20 protein-coding genes and 2 pseudogenes are annotated in these 25,131 nt (G+C 57.5%); 14 read left to right on the forward strand and 8 right to left on the reverse strand.

Going from position 1 to position 25,131, the window contains the following annotated elements; translation table 11 throughout:
* Positions 1-80: 80 nt before the first annotated feature.
* Positions 81-3,341, forward strand: coding sequence for a type I secretion C-terminal target domain-containing protein (locus ACF2JD_RS14990; RefSeq protein ID WP_440987707.1), 3,261 nt, complete (start codon positions 81-83; stop codon positions 3,339-3,341).
* A 210-nt stretch (positions 3,342-3,551) separates the two neighbouring features.
* On the opposite strand, the gene mdtH is transcribed toward ACF2JD_RS14990, so the two are convergent.
* Positions 3,552-4,745 (reverse strand): multidrug efflux MFS transporter MdtH, encoded by a 1,194-nt coding sequence (mdtH, locus tag ACF2JD_RS14995; RefSeq protein ID WP_440987708.1) that lies wholly within the window; start codon positions 4,743-4,745, stop codon positions 3,552-3,554.
* 208 nt (positions 4,746-4,953) lie between these two features.
* On the opposite strand from mdtH, the gene ACF2JD_RS15000 reads away from it, so the two are divergent.
* Complete coding sequence (locus ACF2JD_RS15000) at positions 4,954-5,853, forward strand: LysR family transcriptional regulator (protein WP_025325890.1); 900 nt, start codon at positions 4,954-4,956, stop codon at positions 5,851-5,853.
* 47 nt (positions 5,854-5,900) lie between these two features.
* On the opposite strand, the gene ACF2JD_RS15005 is transcribed toward ACF2JD_RS15000, so the two are convergent.
* Positions 5,901-7,670, reverse strand: coding sequence for a M4 family metallopeptidase (locus ACF2JD_RS15005; protein WP_440987709.1), 1,770 nt, complete (start codon positions 7,668-7,670; stop codon positions 5,901-5,903).
* A gap of 348 nt (positions 7,671-8,018) precedes the next feature.
* Here ACF2JD_RS15005 and ACF2JD_RS15010 point away from each other — a divergent pair, with 348 nt between their 5' ends.
* The 8 genes and pseudogenes from ACF2JD_RS15010 (at position 8,019) to putP (ending at position 17,125) form a co-directional block, all read left to right on the forward strand.
* On the forward strand, positions 8,019-8,579 hold the full coding sequence (locus ACF2JD_RS15010) for a GNAT family N-acetyltransferase (protein WP_289985112.1): 561 nt from the start codon (positions 8,019-8,021) through the stop codon (positions 8,577-8,579).
* Between the two features lie 61 nt (positions 8,580-8,640).
* Entirely contained in the window at positions 8,641-9,192 is a 552-nt protein-coding gene (gene rimJ / locus ACF2JD_RS15015; protein WP_289985140.1) for a ribosomal protein S5-alanine N-acetyltransferase, read from the forward strand.
* Positions 9,193-9,413: 221 nt separating this feature from the next.
* The gene (locus ACF2JD_RS15020; protein ID WP_025325894.1) at positions 9,414-10,520 is read left to right on the forward strand and encodes a 1-acyl-sn-glycerol-3-phosphate acyltransferase; all 1,107 of its coding nucleotides are present in this window, start codon (positions 9,414-9,416) and stop codon (positions 10,518-10,520) included.
* 300 nt (positions 10,521-10,820) lie between these two features.
* Positions 10,821-11,291: a YhcH/YjgK/YiaL family protein gene (locus tag ACF2JD_RS15025; protein WP_025325895.1), complete on the forward strand. Its 471-nt coding sequence runs from the start codon at positions 10,821-10,823 to the stop codon at positions 11,289-11,291.
* A 372-nt stretch (positions 11,292-11,663) separates the two neighbouring features.
* A complete protein-coding gene (locus ACF2JD_RS15030; RefSeq protein ID WP_042648912.1) occupies positions 11,664-12,863 on the forward strand; it encodes an acetate kinase in 1,200 nt (399 codons plus the stop codon).
* Positions 12,864-12,996: 133 nt separating this feature from the next.
* A complete protein-coding gene (locus ACF2JD_RS15035; RefSeq protein WP_440987710.1) occupies positions 12,997-14,238 on the forward strand; it encodes a mechanosensitive ion channel domain-containing protein in 1,242 nt (413 codons plus the stop codon).
* 178 nt (positions 14,239-14,416) lie between these two features.
* Positions 14,417-15,342, forward strand: a pseudogene (locus ACF2JD_RS15040) (L,D-transpeptidase family protein).
* 274 nt (positions 15,343-15,616) lie between these two features.
* A complete protein-coding gene (gene putP / locus ACF2JD_RS15045; RefSeq protein WP_163147105.1) occupies positions 15,617-17,125 on the forward strand; it encodes a sodium/proline symporter PutP in 1,509 nt (502 codons plus the stop codon).
* Positions 17,126-17,186: 61 nt separating this feature from the next.
* On the opposite strand, the gene ACF2JD_RS15050 is transcribed toward putP, so the two are convergent.
* The 3 genes from ACF2JD_RS15050 to ACF2JD_RS15060 all read right to left on the reverse strand — a co-directional run bounded on the left by ACF2JD_RS15050 (position 17,187) and on the right by ACF2JD_RS15060 (position 19,016).
* Entirely contained in the window at positions 17,187-17,777 is a 591-nt protein-coding gene (locus ACF2JD_RS15050; protein ID WP_440987711.1) for an MliC family protein, read from the reverse strand.
* Positions 17,778-17,924: 147 nt separating this feature from the next.
* Entirely contained in the window at positions 17,925-18,530 is a 606-nt protein-coding gene (locus tag ACF2JD_RS15055; RefSeq protein WP_440987712.1) for an NAD(P)H-dependent oxidoreductase, read from the reverse strand.
* 54 nt (positions 18,531-18,584) lie between these two features.
* A complete protein-coding gene (locus tag ACF2JD_RS15060; RefSeq protein WP_440987713.1) occupies positions 18,585-19,016 on the reverse strand; it encodes a MerR family transcriptional regulator in 432 nt (143 codons plus the stop codon).
* Positions 19,017-19,372: 356 nt separating this feature from the next.
* Between ACF2JD_RS15060 and ACF2JD_RS15065 the strand changes: the two genes are divergently transcribed.
* Together ACF2JD_RS15065 and ACF2JD_RS15070 are read left to right on the forward strand one after the other, a co-directional pair.
* Complete coding sequence (locus ACF2JD_RS15065; protein ID WP_205599238.1) at positions 19,373-20,497, forward strand: DNA cytosine methyltransferase; 1,125 nt, start codon at positions 19,373-19,375, stop codon at positions 20,495-20,497.
* Positions 20,494-21,750, forward strand: a complete 1,257-nt coding sequence (locus ACF2JD_RS15070) for a DNA cytosine methyltransferase (RefSeq protein WP_440987714.1) — start codon at positions 20,494-20,496, stop codon at positions 21,748-21,750. The genes ACF2JD_RS15065 and ACF2JD_RS15070 overlap by 4 nt, the downstream gene beginning before the upstream one ends.
* A 48-nt stretch (positions 21,751-21,798) precedes the next feature.
* Here ACF2JD_RS15070 and ACF2JD_RS15075 read toward each other — a convergent pair whose 3' ends face one another.
* Both ACF2JD_RS15075 and ACF2JD_RS15080 read right to left on the reverse strand, forming a co-directional pair.
* Positions 21,799-22,944 (reverse strand): phospholipase D family protein, encoded by a 1,146-nt coding sequence (locus ACF2JD_RS15075; protein ID WP_163153392.1) that lies wholly within the window; start codon positions 22,942-22,944, stop codon positions 21,799-21,801.
* 118 nt (positions 22,945-23,062) lie between these two features.
* A pseudogene (locus ACF2JD_RS15080) lies at positions 23,063-23,340 on the reverse strand (glyoxalase).
* 529 nt (positions 23,341-23,869) lie between these two features.
* On the opposite strand from ACF2JD_RS15080, the gene ACF2JD_RS15085 reads away from it, so the two are divergent.
* Positions 23,870-24,235, forward strand: coding sequence for a hypothetical protein (locus ACF2JD_RS15085; protein ID WP_440987843.1), 366 nt, complete (start codon positions 23,870-23,872; stop codon positions 24,233-24,235).
* A gap of 130 nt (positions 24,236-24,365) precedes the next feature.
* Here the strand turns inward: ACF2JD_RS15085 and ACF2JD_RS15090 are convergent, their stop codons facing one another.
* Positions 24,366-24,731, reverse strand: a complete 366-nt coding sequence (locus ACF2JD_RS15090; RefSeq protein ID WP_163153388.1) for a DUF2061 domain-containing protein — start codon at positions 24,729-24,731, stop codon at positions 24,366-24,368.
* A 180-nt stretch (positions 24,732-24,911) separates the two neighbouring features.
* Between ACF2JD_RS15090 and ACF2JD_RS15095 the strand changes: the two genes are divergently transcribed.
* Positions 24,912-25,118, forward strand: coding sequence for a hypothetical protein (locus tag ACF2JD_RS15095; RefSeq protein WP_440987715.1), 207 nt, complete (start codon positions 24,912-24,914; stop codon positions 25,116-25,118).
* The last annotated feature ends 13 nt before the right edge of the window (positions 25,119-25,131 follow it).

Below are 25,131 nucleotides of genomic sequence, written 5' to 3' on the forward strand. Positions count from 1 at the left end.
CCACGCCGGCGGTGGAACTGGTCAACGACGCACCGACGGCCACAGGGGGTCACAGTACTGGGCAGGAAGATGAGCCTCAGGTGCTGACCTGGGCCCAGTTTGGTGCCCACGACGAGGATCATGAAGAGTCGGCTCTGAAGGTGCTGATCAACACCCTGCCGAAGAATGGCACTCTCGAATACCTCAATGATAAGGGGCTGTGGGTTGCCGTGAAGGAGGGGGATCTCATCTCTTATGATGACATCGCGCACAGCCGTCTGCGTTTCGTGCCTGGTGCCCACGAATCGAGCAACGACGCCGACAAGGGCAGCGGTGAGGACGTCGGCAATATGAAGGGTGACTACGCCAGCTTCGACTTCCAGATAAGCGATGGTGTCAATTCCAGTGACAACGCCAAGTTCGTTATTGATATCAAGCCAGTGGTTGATGGCGTGACACTCAAGGTTGAGCTGTTGAGTGGCGGTTTGACTCCGGGTGCGGCGAAAGTGGAAGAGATCCTGGACTCCTTGCAAGGCAAAAATCCATCATCGAACCCGACCGGGGGGAATGATTATCTGGTTTCCAGCAATGGCACCTGGGTAGATGGCGGGGCTGGCAACGACACGATCAAGTTCGGCAGCGGTACAAGCTTCCAGGCTATCGGTGGGGCTGGCAACGACACCCTGATCGGTGGGGCCAGCGTCAATGAGCACCTGATTGGCGGTGACGGAGATGACATTCTGATCGGTGGCAAGAATGCAACGTCCTCGGTCAAGCTGCAGGGGGATGGGGGCAACGACACGCTTATCTCTCAAAGCCTGAAGGCAACCACTTCCTATTACGGTGGTGACGGCCAGGATGTTGCCTACATGCCCGGCTCTATGAAGGCGCTGAAACTGGTCACGACCGGTTTACCCAACAGCTGCGACTACCGGCTTGTCTATACAGACCCCGTCACTGGGGCGGTGACCAACCATGACTTCTACAGTGTCGAAACCCTCTATCTTCAAGATGGCAAGTACGAGTTTGAGGGTGGCCAGCTGAGCAAGGTTGCCGACCTTGCAACCCTGAAGATAGATGCTGACTTGATAGACACAGACGGTAGCGAGCGCTTTACCGAGCTGACCATCAAGGGACTGCCGCAGGGGACTGAGGTCTCCGGCGGTACTCTGCAGGCTGACGGCAGTTGGAAGGTGCCAGCCAGCATGCTGGATCAGGATGGCAAATTGTCGCTGCAGGTTGAACTGCCGGTCGGTAGCCAGAATATCAAGGTTACCGTTGTGGCGGGCTCGCAAGAGTACGACATGAATGGTCAACCTATCTCGGGTGAAGTGAAATTTACCGAGGCAGACGCCGGCTTCATGATCAAACCGGCCAATCCGAATGGTGACAACAGCGTTGATGGCGGCGGTGGTGATGATGTGCTGCTGGGCGATATAGGTGGCATCAAGACGTCGGTCGAGCCTGGCAAGAATTACAATGTCGCCTTGATTGTGGATACCTCAGGCAGCATGAAATATGGCCTCAATGGGAGTCAGAATCCCAGTTCAGGTCAGGATCGGATGACATTGACGATCAATGCACTGAAAGTGTTGGCCAACCAGCTGACCAGCCACGATGGCGTGGTCAACGTGACGCTGATCGGTTTCGCCGGGTCGGCCAGCAATATGTTGAAGATCGAAGATCTCAACTCGGCAAACCTGCAGACGCTGATCAACAAGATCACGACCCTGTCTGCCAATGGGGCGACCAACTACGAGGATGCCTTCATCAAGGCGACCGAGTGGTTCAATACCAAGCCGGGTAGCGGGACAGGCCTGAAATTCGAAAACCTGACCTACTTCCTGACCGATGGCGATCCCACTGTGCACAACGGCGACTCCTCGTCTGGTGGTACCACGAATGATGCCGACATGCAGAAGGCAATCGACGCCTTTACATCTCTGTCGGGATTGAGCGAGGTCAAGGCGATTGGCATAGGTACCGGTGTGACGGAGGGTAACCTGAAGTATTTCGACAATACCCAGGTGACCGGTGCGGGCAGTCAATATGGCCAGTCGCAAATACTGAATGACTTCTCGAGTAATAGTGGTGTGTGGAGAGCGAGCAGTTGGGGTAAAGCTGGCGATAGCTCCGGCACCGTTGTGAGAGACAACGACAAGATTGAGTTGACTGATAAAGCCTCTTCCGGTGCGTCGATCTTTACCAGTGCAACACTGGCGGTCGCTGCAGGTAATGGCATCCGCTTTGATTTGTCTACAGATCGCGATTTTTCTTCCGGTGACAGTTTCTCGGTGCAATTACAGCGTTTGAATGGCTCGAGCTGGGTCAATGTCGGTAGTGCTTTAAATACGACAGGGATGATCGACAGTGGTCCTCTGGCCGCAGGCGATTATCGCTATGTCTTTACATTGAATGATGTAGAAGATTGGTGGGATAACACATCGGCCACGCTGGTGATAGATAACCTCGGCAAGGTGACGTACCCGCCGATCGGTCAACCCGACATTATCACCAAGGCCGAGGATCTCCAGGCCGTGCTTGTGGGTGGCTCGGTGACGAATACTCCCGCAGAGGTTGGTTCGGATACGGTCAAGGGCGGCGCAGGCAACGACATCCTGTTTGGCGATGCCATTAACACAGATTATCTGCCCTGGGGCGCGGCGGGCAATCCGGCCAAGCCGACGGACTGGGTCAATGGCAAGGGACTGGATGGCTTGACCCAGTTCCTGACCTTGAAGAACGGCTATGCCCCCAGCACCGTAGAGCTGTACGAATATATCAAGGCCAATGCCAAGTCATTTGATGTCGCGGGTGATACTCGTGGCGGACATGACAAGCTGTATGGTGGCCTGGGAGACGACATCCTCTTCGGCCAGGGAGGTAACGACGAACTCTCCGGCGATGCTGGCAACGACACCCTCTATGGCGGGACCGGCAATGACATACTGAGTGGCGGGCTGGGCAACGACATCCTCATCGGTGGGCTTGGCAACGACGTTCTCAAGGGAGATGCCGGGGCTGACACCTTCACCTGGCTGAAGGGGGACACGGTCGCAGGCTCCGTTGCCAAGGACTATGTGGTCGATTTCTCCAAGGCCGAAGGGGACAAGCTGGATCTGAGTGACCTGCTCGACAGCGATGGCAGCAAGAACCAGAGCTCCCTGAAGAGCCTGCTCTCTGTGTTCCAGGACAGCGAAGGGGTGCACCTGCAGGTGAAAGAGAGCAGCGCGGCAGCGGTGACCCAGGAGATAGTGCTGGTGAACCACACCTTCGACACCCTGACCGGGGGATCGGGGTCCACGGCCAACCAGGTCATCGACTACATGTTGAACAACAATCTGCTGGATATCGACAAGTAAGCCAGCCAGATGGACACAAAGCGGCAGAGCAATCTGCCGCTTTTTTTATGTGCGTCATTCGGCTTGTGGGGTGATGGAAAGTGGGGTGAAGGAAAGAGGGGGGTATGCAGGTCAGGGGAGGGGGCTGCAGACCCTGTGTTGCCGGGTAAAAGAAGGGCGCCGACTCGAACGAGGGGCGCCCCGGGGTCATCCGCATTGGGTGCTCAAGGATCAGGCATTGACCTGGGCCAGACGGGAATCGCGCTGAAAGCAGTTCACCAGCAGCAGCAGGGTGGTGACGCCGACGGTGCCGAGCACCAGCCAGGGCAGCCAGGGTTGTCCCTGGGCCATGGCGCAGTCGTGCAGGGCGCCGCCCCCCACGTAACCCGTCATGCCACCCAGCGCCAGACCCAGGCGACTGAACCCCATGTAGCTGCCGCGCGCCCCCGGCTGGGCCAGCTTGGTCATGAGCGTCTCCCGCGCCGGCTCGGCGATGACGATGCCGAGATAGAAGCAGGCAAGCAGCATGAAGACGGCGGGCAAGGTGGTGGCAAAGGCCACCAGCCCTATCCCTGCCGTCATCAGCAACACCCCCGCCATCAGGCGGTTTTCCAGCTTGAAGTGGCGCTCGCCGTAACGGGCAAGGGGGTAGAGCAGAGCCAGGGAGATGGCCGTCTCCAGGGTATACATCCAGCCCACCGCCGTGGTGCTGCCCGCCATCTGCTTGACCAGGATGGGGAAGATCAGCATCACCTGTACCCAGAGCGCGTAGTAGCCGCTCAGGATGAGCACCAGCCGGCAGAAGGCCTTGTCCGCCAGCACCTGGCCGAGGCCTGTCCGGATCGGCGTCGGGCGCAGGGAGAGTTTGTAGGGGGGCAGGATCAGCAGGTTGCACAGGGCCGCGCAGACGAACAGGCCGGCCCCCAGCAGGCAGACATATTCAAAGTCGAAGTTGAGCAGCCAGCTGCCGAGCAGGGCCCCCACCACGGCGCCGGCGCTCTCCAGCATCATCAGCAAGGAGATGTAGCGGCCGCGCTCCCGCGGGCGGGTGAACTTGATCACCAGGGCGGCGCGGGGGGGATCGAACAGGCAGCCGCCGAGCCCCGAGATGATGCAGGAGACTATGAGTTCAAGCCCGCTCTGGGCGTAGGCCAGGCTGGCAAAGCCCAGCGCCCGCAGCAACATGCCGCAGACGATGAGCGGACGGGCCCCGAACTTGTCGGCGAGCGAGCCACCAAATACTCCGAGCCCCTGCTGGGTCAATTGACGCAGGCCCAGCGCCAGCCCGACCACACCGGCGGCCCAGCCAAGCTGGTCCACGAATCGCAGGCTTATCATGGGCATCACCACGAAGAACCCCAGGATCACCAAGAGGGAATCCAATGCCAAGAACCACCGCCCCAACCGCCTCGCCCGCTCCACCATGACCCTTATACCCCTGCTTGCTTCGATGACATTATTTGTTGTGTACTCATTATCCGAATGGCGCCGTCACCAAACAGAGCCAAGGGCGACGATAAGTCCCTGACTCGCTGGCGTTCTGCCATTTCACGACGATTGATGCTGCTATTCTGGTGGGGCTCCAGATATAGTGGTAGCCGACAACTGGCTATATTTCATATTGGATTTGGTTATGGCTGTGACACTCGACGATTTGCAATTGCTGCTGGATGTGGCCAACCGTGGCAGCTTCAGCAAGGTGGCGGCCATTCGCGGCTGGTCACAACCCATGGTCAGCCAGCGGATCGCCGTGCTGGAGCAGGAGCTGGGCCAGTCCCTGTTCCGCCGTCACCGCCGTGGCGCCACCCCCACACCGGCCTGCGAGCAGTTCCTGCCGGCGGCCACCAGCGCTTTGAGTGCCCTGGAAGGGGGGCGGCTGGCGATGCAGGGGGCACCCGCCTTGCCGCGGATCCGGCTCTCCTGCCTTCCCTCCCTGACCACGGTCGTGTTTGGTCCCTTGCTGCTGGCTCTGGTCGACGAGGCTTTCGAGATCCGCTGCAGCACGGATCACTCCGGCGTCATCATGCAGGAGCTGCTGACCGGCGAGACCGACGTCGGTTTCATCCTCAAGTGTCCCGCCATCGCGGGCATCCAGCTCGAGCTGCTCTATCGCTCCCCCATCATCGCCGTGGCCTGCGCCACCCACCCGCTGGCCGGACGGCAGGGGCTGACCCTGCAGGACATCGCCAACGAGCGGCTGGCCCCCCAGCAGTGGGGCACAGGCTGCGACGAGCTGATCCTGCAACTGCGGCTGCTGCGCCAGGTGGCGAGCCCGCTGCACGCCATCCAGCCCGCCAGTGCGGCGCGGGAGCTGGCGCTGGAGCATGGCTTCATCACCCTGATGCCGGCGCTCGCCATCACCCGGGATCTGGAGTTTGGTCGTCTGGTGAAACTGGATGTGACGGATCTGCCGCCGGATCACTGGGACGTGATGATGGCCTGGCGCAGCGGCAAGCGGCCCAACCCCGCCAAGGAGCGGGTGCTGGAGGCGGCGCGCACCCTGGCCCGGCGCTGGTCGGGTAAGCCCGCATAAAAAAACGCCGGACAAGTCCGGCGCTCTCCCTTCACTGACATTCGGGATCAGTAGCTGGCCTTGAGGCTCACCCCCGAGAAGGCACTGAAACCGCTCAACTGCACGTGCCAGGTCCCGGCCTTGGGCGCGTTCAGGGTGCAGGTTTCGGCGTTGCCGCTCTTGTAGGGGCGGCAGTCATAGCTGCTGCTGGTCGGGGCCGAGCCGAACTTCACGTAGAGATCCGCGTCCCCTGTGCCGCCGCTGCTGGCGATCACCAGTTGGCTCTTGCCGGTCGGCACCTCGACGGTGTAGTTCAGCTTGCCCTCCTTGGCGGCGGTGAGATTGGTCACAGCTACCCCGTTTTGCAGCACCTTGTCGGGCTGGGGCGTGGCGCCACAGCTGGCGTTGACCCCGACCGCGGTGAAGGCGGTGGCGATGTCGGTCAGGCTGTAGCCCAGATCCGTGGCCGCCCTGGTCACGCCGCAGGCACCCTGATCGAAGCTGGTGTTGGCACCCCAGTAGAGGCGGTTGGCCAGCACGAACACTTCAAAGGCCTTGCGGGTGTTCCAGCCGTTGGTGTTGGCCAGCAGGTAGAAGGCGCGGTTGTAGACCCCCGAACTGTGATGCACGTCGATGCCATCATAGTAATCGCTGGCATGGCCGATGGAGCTGCCGTCCCGGGTCGGATCCTCGAAGTAGCGCAGGGAGCCGTTGCCCTTGAAGATCTGGGCCCCCACCAGCCAGTCGTTGCTGCCCTTCATGTAGTTCTCGGCCGCTTCCCCCGCCATGTCGGAGAAGGCCTCGTTGATGCCGCCCGACTGACCCGAGTAGACCAACCCCGAGTTCTGCTCGGTGAAGCCGTGGCTCACCTCGTGGGCCGCCACGTCCAGGCTCACCAGCGGATAGAAGGTGGTGGCACCGTCACCGAAGGTCATCTGGCTGCCGTCCCAGAAGGCGTTCTCGTAGTTGCGGCCGTAGTGCACCCGCATCTTGAGCTTGAAGCTCAGCGGCGCCGTGTTGTACCAGTTGCGGTACATGTCGAACACCACGTTGCCGAAGTAGTGGGCATCGTTGAGGGGGGAGTAGGCGCCGTTGATCTCCTTGATGGTGTTCTCTGGGCAGCTGAACTGGTGCACTGCGCCCCCACTGGTGGCGTGATTGAGGTTGATGGTGTCCACGTTGCTGCTGCTCATGCGGCAGCTGTCATCCACCTTGAGGGGACCAAAATCGGCGCCATAGAAGTACTTGCCGGTCTTGAGGTTGCCCCCAGGGCCTGTGGCGTCCTGGTGGTTGATCCCCTCCCAGCGCTTGAGCTCGCTGCCGCTCTGGGCATCGATCATCACGAAGGGACGGCTGGGCTGTTCGCTCGCCGCCAGCCAGGAGACCAGGTAGACCAGGCGGGCCTGACCGGTCTCATCCTGCATCACGAACAGCTTGACCCGCTCGTTGCTGCCCTTGGCTCCGGCGCGGGCCTTGAGGGCGGCATCGGCAGGGGATAGGGTGGCGGTCGGGCCCGTCAGGTCGGCATCTATCTTGCGCAGCATGGAGCCGGACACCTGGTTGACCTGGCCCCCCAGGGCCTGATTGGCCACCAGCACCTGACCCCAGACCGGGATGCCTTGCCAGGTCTGCTCATAACGCACTCGCTGCTGGCCGTTGGGCAGCTTGACGACCCGTACCTGGCGAAACTCGCCATCCCCTATGGCGAGGGTGCCGATCCTGGCGGCTCCGCTCACAGCGCCGGTCAGGTCTGAGACCTGGTTCACTTCCACCTGTTCTGCCGCTATGGCGGCGCTTCCCCAGCAGGCCAGTACCACGGCCAAATAGACTTTGTTCATCTCGTCTTTCCTTAGTCGATGAAGATTGCACGCCGGGTCCGTTGCCCGGCGCTCTTACACTAGTGCGGTGGTCTGAAATAACTGCCTGTCATATGTGACAGAGCAGCATGAAGGCGTAGCAGATCTGACTGTTGCCATCCTTGTCTGCTGAAATTCGTTATGAATGTGGTGACTTGTGCCAAGGGAAGGGCTGATTGCTGCAAGGCCCAAAATAGTGCCCAAATGGGCACATCCATATGGGGATTGCCTGCCGGTGACAGGCGCCGAAAGTCCTTGGCAAACAAGGGATTGATTGACTACATTGGCTCCCATGACGGCGGATGCCGGACCAAAGGCGGGGGAGGAGCAATGTTTTCATGGCAACTGGATGACGAGCTGGCGCTCCTGTTTCTGCAGCCCGACATGGCCAGCGAACTCTTTCGCCTCTGTCAGCGCAATCGCGACTATCTCTCCCAGTGGCTGCCCTGGGTGCCCCATATCCAGCAGCCCTCCGACAGCGCCACCTTCATTCGCCACGCCATCGAGAAATTTGCCCGAGGCGAGGGGCTGACCACCGCCATCGAGTATCAGGGGGAGGTGGTCGGTGTCATCGGTTACAACCAGATCGATCAGGGGCTGGCCAAGGTCAGCATCGGCTACTGGCTGGCGGAGCGCTGGCAGGGCAATGGCATCATCACCCGGGCCTGTCAGGCCCTGATCCATCACGCCTTCGAGGAGATGGGGATGGAGAAGGTGGAGATCAGCGCCGCGCTGGAGAACGAGCCCAGCCGGGCTGTGTGCGAGCGGCTCGGCATGCAGCAGGAGGGGATCACCCGGCGGTCGGAGCGGCTGGCTGACAGGGTGGTGGATCATGTCCACTATGGTCTGCTGCGAGATGACTGGCTCAGGCTGCGGGAAAGGGATCACTGATGGGGTCCCGGCACAGCCGGGTCGCTGGCACCCTGCATGGCCAGTATGGGGAGGCACAATGCTGACCCTGCCCCATATCACCACGGCCCGCACCCGGCTGACTGTCCTGCCCCCGGAGCGGGCCGAGCTGATGCTGGATTTCTACCGGCGCAACCGCACCCATCTGCAGCCCTGGGAGCCGAGACGGGACGAGAGCTTCTATACCCTGGGTCACTGGCAGGGGCGGCTGCGCGACGGTTATGGCCAGTTTTTCGATGGCAGCGCCGTGCAACTGGTGGCGCTCGATCCCAAAGGGGAGCGGGTGCTCGCCACCTGCAACTTCACCCACATCATGATGGGCATGTTCAAGGCATGCCATCTGGGTTATGCCATCGACCAGGATCACGAGGGGCAGGGGCTGATGCAGGAGGTGGTGGCCGCCGGCATCGACTACCTGTTTCGGGAGCGCGACCTGCACCGCATCATGGCGAGCTACATGCCGGTGAACCGGCGCAGTGGCGCCCTGCTGGCGCGTCTCGGGTTCGAGCAGGAAGGCTATGCCCGGGACTACCTGATGATCAACGGCCGCTGGGAGGACCACGTCCTCACCGCGCTGCTCAATCCGGCCGGTTGAGGAGCCTGTGGCTTTCTTAGTGCGGGACCAGTCCCTCGCCAAGCCATGGGCGCAGGCCGTCCCGGATCCTGGCTCCCCGGGTTTTGGCGGCTTTTTCACGGCAAGATCGCACTATCTGTATGCCTCTCATACCCCTGACCCCAAAAGCGTGTAAAATTGCGCCCTGAATTTTCCCGGCCAGCAGCAGCTGGTCGCGACTCCATACATGCAAGGCTGACATTGTGACTGAAGTAGATAGATTCGCGGACATTCGCCCCTATCGCGATGACGAAGTGCCGGCTGCCATCGAGCGGCTGATCCAGGATGACGAGTTTATCGGCGCCATCGCCAAATACCGTTTCGGTTCCCTGATGAGCTGGCTGGGCTGGGCCATTCGCCCGCTGATCCGCCAGTTCCTGCGCCACAAGTGGGCCAAGGTCAGCACCATCCATCAGGTGCAGATGGGGGTGACCCGCTACATGAGTCGCATGATAGCCACCTCCACCCAGGGGGTGAGCTTCTCTGGGCTCGAGCATCTGAAGAAGGAGCAGGGTTACCTGTTCGTCTCCAACCACAGGGACATCGCCATGGATCCGGCGTTCGTCAACTGGGGGCTGCACACCCATGGCTTCGATACGGTGCGCATCGCCATCGGCGACAACCTGCTGCGCAAGCCCTGTGCCACCGAGCTGATGAAGCTCAACAAGAGCTTCATCGTCAAGCGCTCCGCCAAGGGGCCGCGGGAGATGATGAAGGCCCTCGGCGAGCTGTCGGCCTACATAGGCCAGTCGGTGCACGAAGGCCACTCCATCTGGATCGCCCAGAAGGAAGGGCGCGCCAAGAACGGGGACGACAAGACGGATCCGGCCATCCTCAAGATGTTCTATGTGGATGGCAAGAAGCAGAAGATCGACTTCGTCGACTACATGCGCAGCCTCAACATAGTGCCGGTCAGCATCAGCTACGAGGTGGATCCCACCGACAAGGCCAAGGCGCGCGAGCTGTACGAGAAGTCGGTCAACGGCAGCTACGAGAAGGGCGAGTTCGAGGACATCGAGAGCATAGTCGCCGGCATCGTCGGTCAGAAGGGGCGGGTACATGTCTCCTTCGGCGCCCCCATTACCGAGGGCTTCAGCGATCCGGACGAACTGGCCGCGCTCATCGACAAGGCGATCTGGAGCAGCTATCGCCTCTTCCCCGGCAACTACCTGGCCGCGGATGTGCCCGGCAAGGCCAGCACCATAGAGCAGACCGCCTTCCTGACCCGTCAGTCGGAAGTGCCGGAAGAACATAAGGCCATCTGGCGTGCCATGTACGCCAAGCCGGTGGAGAACGCCAGCAAGGTTTGAATGACGCCGATTCGGTGAAAAAAACGGGAGCAGATGCTCCCGTTTTTGCGTCTGGTCAAAGTCGGTGGCAATGGACTAGTGAATAATATTGTTTCAACTGGTACGATCATCGGGTGATTGAGCGGGTATCTCTTGGCAAGGGGCGGGCGACTGTGCAACAGTGACCCGGCGCCAACAAGATGAACCAGGCGCTTTTCGAGTCTGCACGGATGGCAGACGACGCTGGATAAGGACCTTTAGGGGTCCTTTTTCATTGATGGACAAAGATAGACGGCAGATATACCTAAGGATGCGAACCCCATGATCACCGGCAGTCTGGATACCTTGCAACGCACCCCCTTGCCCGCGCCGCTGGCCCGCATCATGGCCGAGGTGGTGAAGAGCCTTGCCCACTGGCGTGAGGCGCCCCTTGGCAAGCAGGACATAGACGGCCTCAAGCTGTTCTGTCTGGTGAGCGAAGCGCTGACAGAGCCGGTCGCGGATCGCCGCGGCGAGTTTCATGAGCAGTATCTGGATATCCAGCTGCTGCTGCGGGGGGAGGAGTGGATCGGCGTCGGGCCCCATGCCTATGTGAGCGACGGCGCCGATCATCCCCACCCCGATCTCTGGTTCGTCGATGACGACCAGACCAGTTATCTGGCGTTGCAGCCCGGCGACTTTGCCATCTTCTGGCCGGGAGAACTGCATCGCCCTCTCTGTACCCTGACTACCCCAGGCTTGGTGAAGAAGCTGGTCGTCAAGGTCCACCAGTCGCTGCTGACCTCGGTCTGAGCCGCAGCGCCGGGTGCCCGGGCACCCGCCAGGACAGGACCGCGTCGAATGGGCGCTGGCCTGTCCCGCATTGACGATTCGATGAGTGTGCCAGCCTCGGGGTCTGCACCAGAGCGTTTGAGAAAGATAAGCGCGCCTGGACCAGAGTTGGCGGTCGGCGTTAGAGAGTTTGAAAGGATGAGCGCGCCAGACTATGGGTCGGTGCCAGAGAGTTTGAGAAAGATGAGCGCGCCAGACAATGGTCGGCGCCAGACAGTTTGAAAAATTGGGCGCACTTTCCTGCGACCATAACGCCCCCGGCAGGGGAATCCCATCCATGTTGGATGACACGACACTGTCGGCATAAAGCCGAAGCACAGGAAGATGTAGAACATGAGCAAGTTGGTATTGATCCTTAACTGCGGTAGCTCTTCCCTGAAATTTGCCGTAATGGACGCCGAAACAGGTGAGGACATGCTGTCCGGCCTGGCCGAATGCTTCAATCTGGATGACGCACGTATCAAATGGAAACTCCACGGAGTCAAGGGCGAAGCCATGCTGGGCGCCGGTGCCGCGCACCAGGCCGCCCTTGACCACATAGTGGGCCACATCCTGCCCCAGGATCCGACCCTCGCCGAGCAGCTGGTCGCCATCGGCCATCGCATCGTGCACGGTGGCGAGCAGTTCTCCCGCTCCGTTCGCATCGATGATGGCGTGATCGCCGGCATCGAGGCCGCCATTCCGTTCGCCCCCCTGCACAACCCGGCGCACCTCATCGGCATCCGTGCCGCCCTCAAGGTCTTCCCGGCCCTGGCCGAGAAAAACGTGGCCGTGTTCGACACCGCCTTCCACCAGACCTTGCCGCAGGAAGCCTACCTCTACGCGCTGCCCTACAAGCTCTATCAGGAGAACGGCATCCGTCGTTACGGCGCCCACGGCACCTCCCACCGCTTCATCGCCGAAGAGACCGCCAAGGCGCTGGGCAAGCCGCTGTCCGAGCTCAACATCATCAACTGCCACCTGGGCAACGGCGCCTCCGTCTGCGCCATCAAGAACGGCGAGTCCGTCGATACCTCCATGGGCCTGACTCCGCTGGAAGGGCTGGCGATGGGCACCCGCTCTGGTGACATAGACCCCGCCGTGGTCTTCTTCATGCACGACCAGCTCGGCTACAGCGTGGACGAGATCAACCATGTGCTGACCCGCGAGTCCGGTCTGCTGGGGATGACAGAGGTGAGCAGCGACTGCCGCTATGTCACCACCAACTACGCCACCGACGCCGGCGCCAAGCGGGCGCTGGATGTGTTCACCTACCGGGTAGCCAAGTATGTCGGGGCCTATGCCGCCGCCATGGACGGTCGCCTGGACGCCCTGGTGTTCACCGGCGGGATCGGTGAGAACGCCGCCATGGTGCGCGAGATGGTGCTGGCGCGGCTGGCCCTGTTCGGCTTCAAGGTCGATAAAGAGGCCAACAACGCCGCCGTGCTGGGCGGTGAAGGCCCCATCACGGCCGAAGGCAGCCGCCTGGCCCTGGTGATGCCCACCAACGAAGAGCTGGTCATCGCCCGCGATGCCCTGAGCCTGGTCGGCTAAGGCCCCCTCGCTCCGAAGCAACGCCCGGCCTGTGCCGGGCGTTGTCGTTTCAGCGGCACATTGAGCAAGCTGTCATTTGACATGAGGGGCCAGATACGTACCCTGACGGCAGTTTCACGTCGCAGAGGTAGAGATGAAGGAGATATTTTTCAACTGGTTGTCCGGTCTAGGGGTGGAGGTCACCGCCATGATGGCGCTGGTGATCGCCCTGAGCTTCATCGTGCTGACCGCATTGGCACTGCACCTGGTGCTGCACCGCATCCTGCTGGTGCGCCTGGTGGGGCTGCTCGGCAAGACCAAGCAGGTGTGGCTGCCGCCCCAGTTGCAGCAGCGGCTCTTCTACCGGCTCGCCCTGGTACTGCAAGGGGCCGTGCTGCTAGGTCAGGCGGAGATCTGGCTGCCCAAGGCATCCGACAGCCTGCAGCTTATCGAGATGCTGGCCCAGCTCTGGATCCTGCTGTTCCTGCTGCTTGCCCTGTTCGCCCTGCTCGACTGTCTGCTGTCGGTGAGCCGCTATACCCGGCTTGGACGGGACCTGCCCCTGCGCGGCATCTTCCAGGGGGTGAAACTGGTGGCCAGCATACTGGTCGGCATCCTGATGATAGCCCTGCTGCTCGGCAAGTCGCCGCTCTTCCTGTTCAGCGGCCTGGGGGCCATGACTGCGGTGCTGATGCTGGTGTTCAAGGACCCCATCCTAGGTCTGGTGGCCGGGATCCAGCTCTCCGCCAACCGCATGCTGAGCGTCGGTGACTGGCTGCAGATGGACAAGTACGGCGCCGATGGCGAGGTGACCGACATCGGCCTCACCACGGTCAAGGTGTCGAACTGGGACAAGACCATCACCACCATCCCCACCTATGCCCTGATCTCCGACTCCTTCAAGAACTGGCAGGGGATGACGGAATCCGGTGGCCGGCGCATCAAGCGCAGCGTCAACATCGACATGACCAGCGTGCGCTTCCTGACCGCCGAGGAGCAGCTGACACTCAAGCAGGCCAAATTGCTGGCCCCCTATCTCAGCCGCAAGGAGCAGGAGCTGAGCAGCTACAACCAGCAGCTCAGCGACGCCATCAGTTGCCCCATCAATGGCCGTCACCTCACCAACCTCGGCACCCTGCGCGCCTACCTGGATGCCTATTTGCACGCCCATTCCGGCATTCGCAAGGACATGACCCTGATGGTGCGCCAGCTGGCACCGACTTCCGACGGCCTGCCGCTGGAGATCTACTGCTTCACGGCGACCACCGCCTGGGCCGATTACGAAGGGATCCAGGCCGATATATTCGACCATATATTCGCCATTATTGGGCAATTTCATCTGCGGTTGCATCAATCGCCAACCGGTTATGACATGCATACCTGGAAGAACGGGTGATTTGATTCTTGTTGCAGGATGAGCCCAGGGTAAAACGCCATATTAATCATCGACCCGTCACCACGTGTCGGTTGAAATTTGCGGTGCAGAGGAGAAAAATGGCGGCCTTCTCTTCGCCCCGGGCGCGCACGCCCCGGCCTGGCCAGAGTCCTGAATCACCCAATATCACAGGAAAGTTATGAAGCTCCTCCACAACACGGCGGCTGCACTGTGCTGCAGCCTGCTCCTGACCGCCATGCCCGTGCTTGCCGTCGAATATGCCCTGCCTGCGGCCAACAGCCGCCTGGTGGGCGAGAACCTGGAATACGTGGTGCCGGCCGAAGAGGCGGGCCAGCCCCTGGAAGCGGTCGCGGCCAAGTTCCAGCTCGGTTTGACCAACATGCTGGAAGCCAACCCCAAGGCGGATCCCCTGCTGCTGCAGGCGGGCGAGAAGCTGGTCGTGCCGCACCAGCTGATCCTGCCGGATGCCCCCCGCGAGGGCATAGTGCTGAACGTGGCCGAGATGCGCCTCTACTACTATCCGAAAGGCAAGAAGGTGGTGGAGGTGCTGCCCATCGGCATCGGCCAGCTCGGCACCGACACCCCGGAAGACTGGGTGACCAGCGTGCAGCGCAAGAAGGCGGGCCCGACCTGGACCCCTACGGCCAAGATGCATGCCGATACGCCGCCCGTGGCGAGACCCTGCCTGCGGTCTGGCCCGCCGGCCCGGACAACCCCATGGGGCTGTTTGCCCTCTACATCGGCAAGATGTACGCCATCCACGGCACCAATGCCCAGTTCGGCATAGGTTTGCGGGTGAGCCACGGCTGCGTGCGCCTGCGTAACGACGACATCGAGTATCTGTTCAAGCAGGTACCGGTCGGCACCCGCGTCCAGTTCGTGAACCAACCGATCAAGGCCTCGGTCGAGCCGGATGGCAGCCGCTACCTGGAAGTGCACCAGCCGCTCTCCCGCAGCCAGGAGGAGTTCAACTCCAGCCTGCCGGCGCCCTTGTCCATGTCGACCGAGGTGACCCGTTTCATCGCCCACGCCGACAGCGATTCCCAGCTGGTCAAGCAGGCCCTGGAGCAGCGCAGCGGCATGCCCATCGCCATCAACCGCTGATCCGGTTGCCCTCGATGTCGAGCCCCGGCCAAGGTCGGGGCTTTTTTATGATGCGTAAAGGAGGGGCTGCCCGGGTAACTCCTTGCACCGTCGGGATAAAATCCGGCCTAACCCCTCTTGATTGGTTACTTGATTAGGTGTGAAACGTTTTCTCTGTGTTTTTTATTTGTTAAAAGTGGTTGTGATCAGGCGATCTGCTGATTAATCTAGGCCGGTTTTTTAAGGAAGAGCCCGTCGCGAGAACGGGTACAAGAGTCACATAACGGAGTTTTGAATGACAGCTAGCACCCCAATGCTCATCACCTTCCTGGTGTACATCCTGGGTATGGTCCTGATCGGCTTCATCGCCTATCGCGCCACCCGTAACTTTGACGACTACATTCTCGGCGGCCGCCGCATGGGGAGCTGGGTGACAGCCCTCTCCGCCGGGGCCTCCGACATGAGCGGCTGGCTCCTGATGGGCCTGCCTGGCGCCGTCTTCATCGGCGGCATCTCCGAGAGCTGGATCGCCATCGGCCTCACCATAGGTGCCTACTTCAACTGGCGCTGGGTGGCTGGTCGGCTGCGGGTTCACACCGAGAAGAACCGCAACGCCCTGACCCTGCCGGACTACTTCACCTACCGCTTCGAGGACAAGAGCCGGGTGCTGCGCATCCTCTCCGCCCTGGTGATCCTGCTGTTCTTCACCATCTACTGTGCCTCCGGCGTGGTGGCCGGTGCCCGCCTGTTCGAGAGCACCTTCGGCATGAGCTATGACACCGCCCTCTGGGTCGGTGCCGCGGCCACCATCACCTACACCTTCTTCGGCGGCTTCCTCGCGGTGAGCTGGACAGATACGGTGCAGGCCACCCTGATGATCTTCGCCCTGATCCTGACCCCGGTGTTCGTCATCATCGCCGTCGGCGGCATCGACACCGCCATGGTGCAGGTGGCAGCGCAGAACGCCAGCAACCTCGACATGTTCAAGAACCTGGACTTCATCGCCATCATCTCCCTGATGGCCTGGGGTCTCGGCTACTTCGGCCAGCCCCACATCCTGGCGCGCTTCATGGCGGCGGACTCCCACCACTCCATGGCCAGCGCCCGTCGCATCAGCATGACCTGGATGGTGTTCTGCCTGGGCGGCGCCGTGGCCATCGGCTTCTTCGGCCTGGCCTACTTCTCCACCTTCACCGAGCAGGCTGCCGGCGTCACCGCCAACCCGGAGCGCGTCTTCATCGAGCTCTCCAAGATACTGTTCAACCCCTGGATTGCCGGCGTGCTGCTCTCCGCCATACTGGCGGCCGTGATGAGTACGCTGAGCTGCCAGTTGCTGGTCTGCTCCAGCGCCATCACCGAAGATCTCTACAAGCCCTTCCTGCGCAAGAATGCCTCTCAGAAAGAGCTGGTGTGGGTCGGCCGCGCCATGGTGCTGGTGATTTCGCTTATCGCCATCGCCGTGGCCGTAAACCCGGAGAACCGGGTGCTGGGGCTGGTGAGCTACGCCTGGGCCGGCTTCGGTGCCGCCTTCGGTCCCGTGGTGCTGCTCTCCGTGCTCTGGTCCCGCATGACCCGCAACGGCGCCCTGGCCGGCATGCTGGCCGGTGCCCTGACCGTCATCGTCTGGAAGCAGTTCGGTTGGTTGGGTCTGTATGAAATCATCCCGGGCTTCGTCTTCGCCACCCTGGCCATAGTGGTGTTCAGCCTGCTGGACAAGGCGCCCTCCAAGGCCATGCTGGATCGCTTCGACGAGGCAGAGCGTGAGTTCCAGACTCCCATGCCTGACGCCATCCCGGTGAAATGACCCCCTGTGACAGCAAACAAGAAGCCCCGCAACAGCGGGGCTTTTTCATGGTGGCGCGGGTTTATTGGCCGCTGACCCGGCACTGCCGGGTGGGTTGGTCATAGCGCTCCAGACTGGCTTCGTTCCCCTTGGTCAGCAGCGTGAGATTCTGCCCCTCGTAACGGGCACCGCTGGCGCTGGGGGCTTCAAAGGCGAGCACCTGCGACTGCTGCGCCCCCTCGCTCAGGTTGATCACGGCGGCGGGCCGCTTGGCCTCGTTATAGAAGTAGGTCGAGAGCCGGAGCTCGCCGTCGCACTGGTAGTCGACCGGGCTGGGCACCATCAGCTGGCCCCCCTTGATCTGCAACTCTGTGATGCGCAGCTGGTAGCTCTCCTCTACGCATTGGCGCGAGTCGCTCTCTTTCCAGCACTCGTTGCGCCCCTTGATCCAGCCGCGCTGCATCGCCTTCTCCGTCTTCTGCTGCTCGGCCGACAGCTTGGCCAGCGCCTTGGGATAGAGGGCGGCGAGTTCGTTATCCAGCGCCGCCAGCCCGGCGTCCTGGCAGACAAGCTGCTCGGCCGCGCTGTGGGCCTTGGCGCAGTCAAAGGAAGGGGTAGCGGCACTGGCCAGCAGCGGCATCAAGGCGAGGGTACCAAGCAACATCTTGTTCATCGAAAAGGCTCCAGCAAGGGGGATTCCCACTTACTACAGCACAAGGGTGCCGGGCCGCCGAGGACTTTTTCACCCCAGGCTCCCTTGCCCGTCTCTCTGGGCCCCGCTTCCGACAACCCTGGTCACCAGGGGCGCCGCCGCCCTGACTTAGGTTAGCCGCCGCGCCAGCCGCTGCACATCCTGGCGAGCCGCAGCCTCGGCACGGCCCAGCCAGCGCTGTCGCTCCCGCTCGCTGGCGGTATGGACAGGCCCCAGATGCTGGCGATGGGTCAGCTTGATGCCACAGAGCCCCAGCACGGGCTTGTCGAGGGTGCGCTCGACCGGGGAGCCCAGCCACCAGCGGTAGTACCAGAGCGGGCTGTCCATGGTGAGCAGCAGGCGCGCCGTCTTGCCGGCGAGCAGGCGCTCGGGAAGGGCCTTGCCCTTGACATATTGGAAGGCGAAGCCGGAGAGCAAAGTGCGATCCAGCAAGCCCTTGAGCCGGGCCGGCAGATGGCCCCACCAGAGGGGGGCGACGATGACCAGATGCTGGGCCTGCTTCAGGCTCTGCTGTAATGCCAGCAGATCGGGCTCGAGTGGCTGCGCCTCGTCATAGCCATGGTGCAGATCCGGCTCGAAGGCGAGCTCCCCCACGTGATGCAGGGTGACTTCTGCGCCGCCCTCCTCGGCGCTGCGGGCATACTCCCTGGCCAGGGCATGGCAGAGACTGTCGGGTTTGGGGTTGCCGTTGATGATAAGCAGCTTGGGTGTCATGGCGTGGCTCCTTGAAGTGAGCCCTCATTAGACCCCTTGTCCCATGGGACAGAGTCAAGCCACCTTGTGCGCCCGTCCTGCAAGCCCTTGCTCAGCCTGCGGGAGCGGCTCGCTCTGGCCAGGGGCGCCATAGCGGCAGGGGTGCTGCGCCAGCAGCGCAGCGCACTGGCTCAAGGCCTGGTGCTGGCGTTGCAACCTGGCCACCTCCGCCGCGATCTGTGCCAGCTTGCCCGCGATAAGCTGCTCCACCTTCTGCCAGGGAAACTCGGCGAGATTGGTGAGCCCTGCCAGCAAGGGGACAAGCTCGCTCAATTTGCAGCCGAGCTGCTGGGCCTCGCGAATAAAGCCGACCCACTCCAGATCTTCGGCCCGGTAGACGCGATATTTGCCGCGCCGCCTGGGCTCGGGCAGCAGCCCGAGCTGCTCGTAGAGACGGACTGCCTTGGGTGTGGTGCCCGTCAGCCGGGCAAATTCGCCGATATACATCTTGCTGCTCGCAAAGGTTGTTCGAGTAGGGGCTCACTATAGGCCAGTGGCAGGGGGGAATGAATCCCCACGGGGGAGGGGTGAGTTGGATTGGTAGGAATTGACGGGGGACGGCTGACAGAGGACACCCACCTTGTCAGGCAAGTCTGCTATCGAGATGGTGGGTGTGCCAGGTTCCCTAGTAAAGGATATCTTGTTTGAGTCCTCTTTCGTTTGCATCAATCAACGGTAGTTATAGACTCGTATATACACTGGAATTAGCGTATTCGTTTTCTTTGTTTTCTTTCATGCTAACCGTTAAAATCACTTTCTGGTTTTATCTCACATGACTTTTTGTTTAGGTTAGGAGGCTTGATTTGACAAAGACTGTAATGGATTTGTTCTGTGGTACAGGCGGTTTTTCTGACGGTTTTCTTAAAGAGAATGGTGAGTTAGAACTAATATATGCAATTGACTTAGATAAACATGCTGCACAGACTTGTAAGGCAAATCATCCCAAAGCGATAGTTGATTGCGGTGATATAACTAATATAGATCTAAGCTCTCTTAGCGAGAGAATAGGCATAAATAGAGTGGATGTTATCATTGGTGGGCCACCTTGCCAGGGTTTTTCTTCATTGAGACCTAATAGGGCGAATAATAACTCTGATCATAGGAATAATTTATTTTATTCATTTGCCGACTTTGTGGGGTATTTCCAACCTAAAGTTTTTGTGATGGAAAATGTTGTTGGATTACTAACTCATGAAAATGGAAGTACTCTTGCTACAGTTATCAATACATTTCGTAATATTGGGTACAATGTAGATTGGAAAATTCTGAATGCAGCTCATTATGGTGTGCCTCAGAAAAGAGAACGCTTTATTCTTATCGGTTCTAAAGATGAAAGTCTAAATATAACCTTTCCAAAGCCTGAGTTTAAGTACACAGGAAGAGGGATCGGATATCAAGATAAATCTAAGTTCTTAGACAGTGCAATGTGTAGTGTAGATGCTATTAGTGTTATGGAGGCAATAGGAGACTTACCAGAATTAGATAGAAACCAAGAAGCCAGCACATACACTCGTAGCCCCATGAATTATTACCAGGAAAGTCGCCGTGGTAAATCAACGAAGTTGACATTGCATAAATCATCTAACCACTCTGATAAAATGATGGAAATTATTAAGCATGCAGGCGGGAATATTAATTCCATACCTAGAAATCTTATTACTAGCGGCTTTAGCTCTTGCTATTCTAGACTCGACGCCAATGAGCCAGCGGCAACTATAACAGTCAAGTTTCAAAGCCCGGCCTCAAATAAATGTATACACCCGTATCAAAATAGAACTATTACACCTAGAGAGGCGGCTAGAATTCAGTCGTTTGATGATGATTATATTTTTTGTGGTCCATTGACAAGAATTGCAAGTCAGATTGGAAATGCAGTTCCTCCGTTGCTTGGTAAAGCTATTGCTAAAGAAATTAAAAAATTTTTATGAAAAAAGCCATATCATTATTTAGTTCATCTGGAATAGGTGAGTTAGGAATAAAAAGTCACAATATAAAAATTGTGGTTGCAAATGAGTTGCATAAAGACAGGTGTGCACTTTATAGCAGCAATTACCCCGAGACGACAATGATACAGGGTGATATTTGGAAAAGAAAGGAAGAGATTATTTCCCAAACTAAAAATCACTTAGATCATAGAGATGAACTCTTTCTCGTTTATGCGACCCCGCCATGTCAAGGTATGTCAACAAATGGTGCGGGGAAGTTAAAGTCTGAGATCGAAGCCGGTCGAAGACCTAAGGTGGATGAGAGAAACTTACTTGTAATACCTGCAATGGATATTATTATGGAGTTTAGGCCTAAATGGGTCGTATTTGAAAATGTTCCAGGTATGCGTGAGACGGTTATTCCGACAGAGTTTGGTCCTATGACCATAATAAATTATATGGCTGAAAAATTGGGGAGGGAGTATTTAGGGGTTGATGAAGTTGTGAGTTGCTCTGATTATGGTATTCCGCAACTTAGAAAGCGCTTGATTACTGTTTTTACAAAATGCGAAAAAGCTAAAGAGTATATTATTAAAAATAATGGCTCTTTCTTTTCGGGTATTGAAAAGAGTCGGCCTATATCGTTGGGAGAAGCTTTGGCGGGCATACCTAGTTTAGATGCTATCGAAGGTAAAAATGAGCGAAAAGATTATCATCCTTTTCATTACGTTAATGTCATGAAGGATGAAAAGTACTGGTGGGTAAAAAATACTCCGGCCTGTGAGACGGCTTTTAATAATCAGTGTATAAATTCATCATGTAATTACCAAGGTAATCCACGTCATTTTGAACACTTAAGTAATGGCAAATGGGTTTCTGCTAAAAGTTTACCAATTTACTGTGAAAAATGTGGCTCATTACTACCTAGACCTACTATTCTTGACCAGAAAAGTGGTGAGTATCGAATGATAAAGGGTTTTCATTCCGCTTATAGGAGAATGGATCCTAGCAAACCATCAAGAGCGGTTACTATCAACTACCCATATGAGGCATCTGATAATAAAATTCATCCATATGAGAATAGAGTGTTGTCTACATATGAAGTGATGAAAATTCAGACAATTACAGATTATGATTACAAGTGGGATGTAAAAGGAAAAGTGGTTAGCAGGGCTTTAATTGCTAAGTCTATAGGTGAAAGTGTTCCACCTAAGCTACTTGATATAATAACAAAAAAAATCCTAGATTTATCTTGACGGTTTCTTTAGTCAAAGGCAGCTGACTGCCTTTGACTTGAAACTAACCTAAATTAGGCGATACCATTGAGCCATTTTGGGGTCTTTTTTTGACAGGACTGTGATGTTCTCATTTATCCTCTCCAATCTAGTCACGGAGGGGGTGGTAATTCCGCTAGATAGTTGTTTATAAATGTTAATTCCGATAGTGTCAGTGTCTGCGTCATACACTTCATATTGTAGGTGGCTGTATGGAGTGGCTACCCATTTAAATCTTAATACAGGGTTATTTATCCCTCTTAGCTCAGGAGCTTCGAACCTGGCTGTGTTCTTCTGTTTGATACCATTACGATGGGTGTAGTTAAATCCAATTGCATGATGTTCCCCAGTCTTAGCTGATGTTACCGACTTGGTGCAATTCATAAATAGGTCTTCATATATTTTCATTGATATTTGTATTTGTTTTCCATTCCTTCTCGGCCTGACCCTCATTAATAAAATACTACCTATCAAAACGTCCCTTTCTTTACCTATATTTGGTTCTGCATGAGGAATAGGTTTACCTTTTCTTTCGATGTGTTTACTTCTTCCAAAAAGCGTTTCTTTATCTTTAGTCGGGAGAGGAGGGGGCTGGGTTTTTTGAATGTCTGATTCTGTTTTTACATACCCTTGGCTACACAGTACTTCTAGAAACTCATGATTTAACCTTCGAGTCCTAGGCTCTGTATGCACATCCCTCCACATTAGTAAAGTTGAGCTAACATCCAGAATTGTTTTGTCTTCTATAGAGCCAGCAAAGCCCAAGCTCATCTCGATGTTTGTACTTAATCCTGCGCCAGTCATATTGTTGGAACCGACATATAGTTGTGCTTGATGTTTGTTTTTAAAGAGATATATTTTGGGGTGGAATGTACAAGCTGGGTTTTCATCGTAAAAAACATGTGTAGTAATACCACCCAATTCAATCTCCATATCTAGGAGACAGTTCAAGCCTTCTTTGCTCGTATGACTAAAGTCTAAGCCAACAATAGCATTTATATTTCCACCTTTGCCCAAGAAGTATTTAAAGGCCTCCTTTAAATATGTAGCACCACGTTGATTTATCCATGCCACAGCAAAATCTAATTGCTCCCACTTGATTGTTTCGTTCTCTAAACTTCTTAATTCTTCATTAATTTTATCGCCAAAACCTACAGTAGGTTGAGTCAGTATCATCTATAAGCTCCTGATCATAAATTCAATGCACGGAAATTGAAACACCCGCCATATTAGTAAGACATAATCACCTTACGGTGTCATGGCGAGGTCCATATCACCGGCGTTTCGTTATTTTCTAAAACCGAATTTCCACCGACTTCGCACTGCGTATTGCCTTGCCATGATAGACCGCTTCGATATTGTTGCCGTCCGGATCGAGCACAAAGGTGGCGAAGTAACCGGGGTGATAATGGCGCTCGCCGGGGCGCCATTATCCTGGCCGCCGTGGGCCAGCGCGGCCTGATAGAAGCGATCCACTATGGCCCTGCAAAAGCGCTGGCTGGCAGCCAAGTCTCTTACTACCAGCTGAATATGGTCGATCAGCCGACCCCGATGCAGTGTTTGCGTTTCCATGCACAGCCTCCACTCAGAAATTTTCGGATAAGAAACAGCTCTGCTTGTTGGCTACCGCTTTTGGGCAAGCTACCGCCCCTGAATGTCAGCTTCCAGTGTGGGGGATGGCATGACTCATGGGTGACTCCAACGAGGCGTGTGTTGCCAATTGGCTATATTAACGGCCCGCCAGCGAAGGGAAAGGAGGAAATGGCGAATTGCCGGGCAAGATCAACAAATGGATATCAGCCCATCAGCGTGGCGCCTGGGTTGGATAGGGGCAAGGGGGATAATCCGCTACTAGAACATAATGGCATGAGTCCGCCGAGCGCCTTTTACTGATCTACAACCGCTGATGACCGGTTTCCCATTACACCCAGGGGGAGGGCGTTGCTGGTGGAGGTGGATTGATGAATTACCAAACAGGAACGGTCGCTATTGTGAACAATCAGGTTGACCGATGGTATTGCAGTGTCTCATCTGATCGAGAGGCATGCTAGATTGCCGCCTTTTCTTTATAACAAGAAGGTTCACTATGTTCAGGTTGATGATGGGGGTCTTGCTGGCCATCATGTTGTCCGGCTGTGCGGCCATGTTTAATGGCACAAGTCAGCAGGTCTCTATTCGCAGTCAGGATCCGGATGCGGAGATCTATGTCAACGATATGTTGCTGGGCCACGGCAATGTGATCACCTCCTTCAAGAAGAAAGAGAATTACACCATCACGGTCAAACGCGCGGATTGCTACTCGGTGACGGTGCCTGTCTCCAAGTCTTTCGATGCCACCACCTTGCTCGGGATCTTTGTCGACTTCGGCGTTGTTTCCATTCTGGTGGTCGATGGTGTTGGCACTGGGGCCTGGCAGAAGTTTGATCAGAGCGCCTATATCGTTGATCCTCTCTGCAAGAAAGCCTGACCGGTCTTGATGGGGCATCTGATGATGCATCCAGACACAGGTCTTTGTTGATGTGAAAACCCGACATTCCTGGCAGGAATGTCGGGTTTTTTGTAGCCGCGATAAAGGAGGAAGCGTGCAGCCCGGTTGATCAGGCCAGCGCAAGTTGTTGGCTGCGGGCACGCCACAGCCGCTCGTGGAAGAAGAAGACGACGGTGTTGATGGCAGGCTCTATCAACGCCATCACGCCACCGGTCAGCAGCTCGCCACTCAGCAGGTAGGCGACGGCGAAGGCCACCGAGAAGTGCACCAGGGCGAAGCTGCTGGTCTTGGCCTGCAGGCTGTGGTCGGGTTTGAGCTTGTGCCAGCCAAGGTCGTGGAAGTAGAAGGCGACGGTGTTGACGGCGGGCTCGATGAGGGCGATCAGGCTGGCGGTGAGCAGTTCACCGGTCAGCAGGTAAGCCACTGTAAAGGCGACACTGAAGTGCAGAACGGCGAAGCTGATGGTCTTTTTCATGATGGTGTCTCCTCTGGCGATGAGTGCAGTATCACCTGGAATCACATTAAATGAAAACCATTCTCATCTATCGGCTAGATAGAAAAAGCCTATCGACCGAGGTCGAGACCACCAGATTGGGGACTTGCCTGGGGCCACGGAGGCGATAGAGTGTGCCTTTGCCATGAAAAAGGAGCTTTCATGACCCTCAATGCCAACATTTATGTACTGTTCATCCTGCTGCTGATGATCGTCGCGGGCGTCGTGGCCTGGCGACTGGCCCGCCGCAAGAGCCGCCACCCCGTGCTTGTCACCGTTCTGTGCGTGCTGCTCTGCTTGGCCCCGCCCTTGGCCCTGCTGGCGCTGCTCATTTTGGCGCTCTGGCGGGATATGCCCGTCCGGGCCTGAGTCGTCATTTCGG

The sequence above is a fragment of the Aeromonas ichthyocola genome (genome assembly GCF_046087985.1).
Taxonomy (GTDB): Bacteria; Pseudomonadota; Gammaproteobacteria; order Enterobacterales; family Aeromonadaceae; genus Aeromonas; species Aeromonas rivipollensis.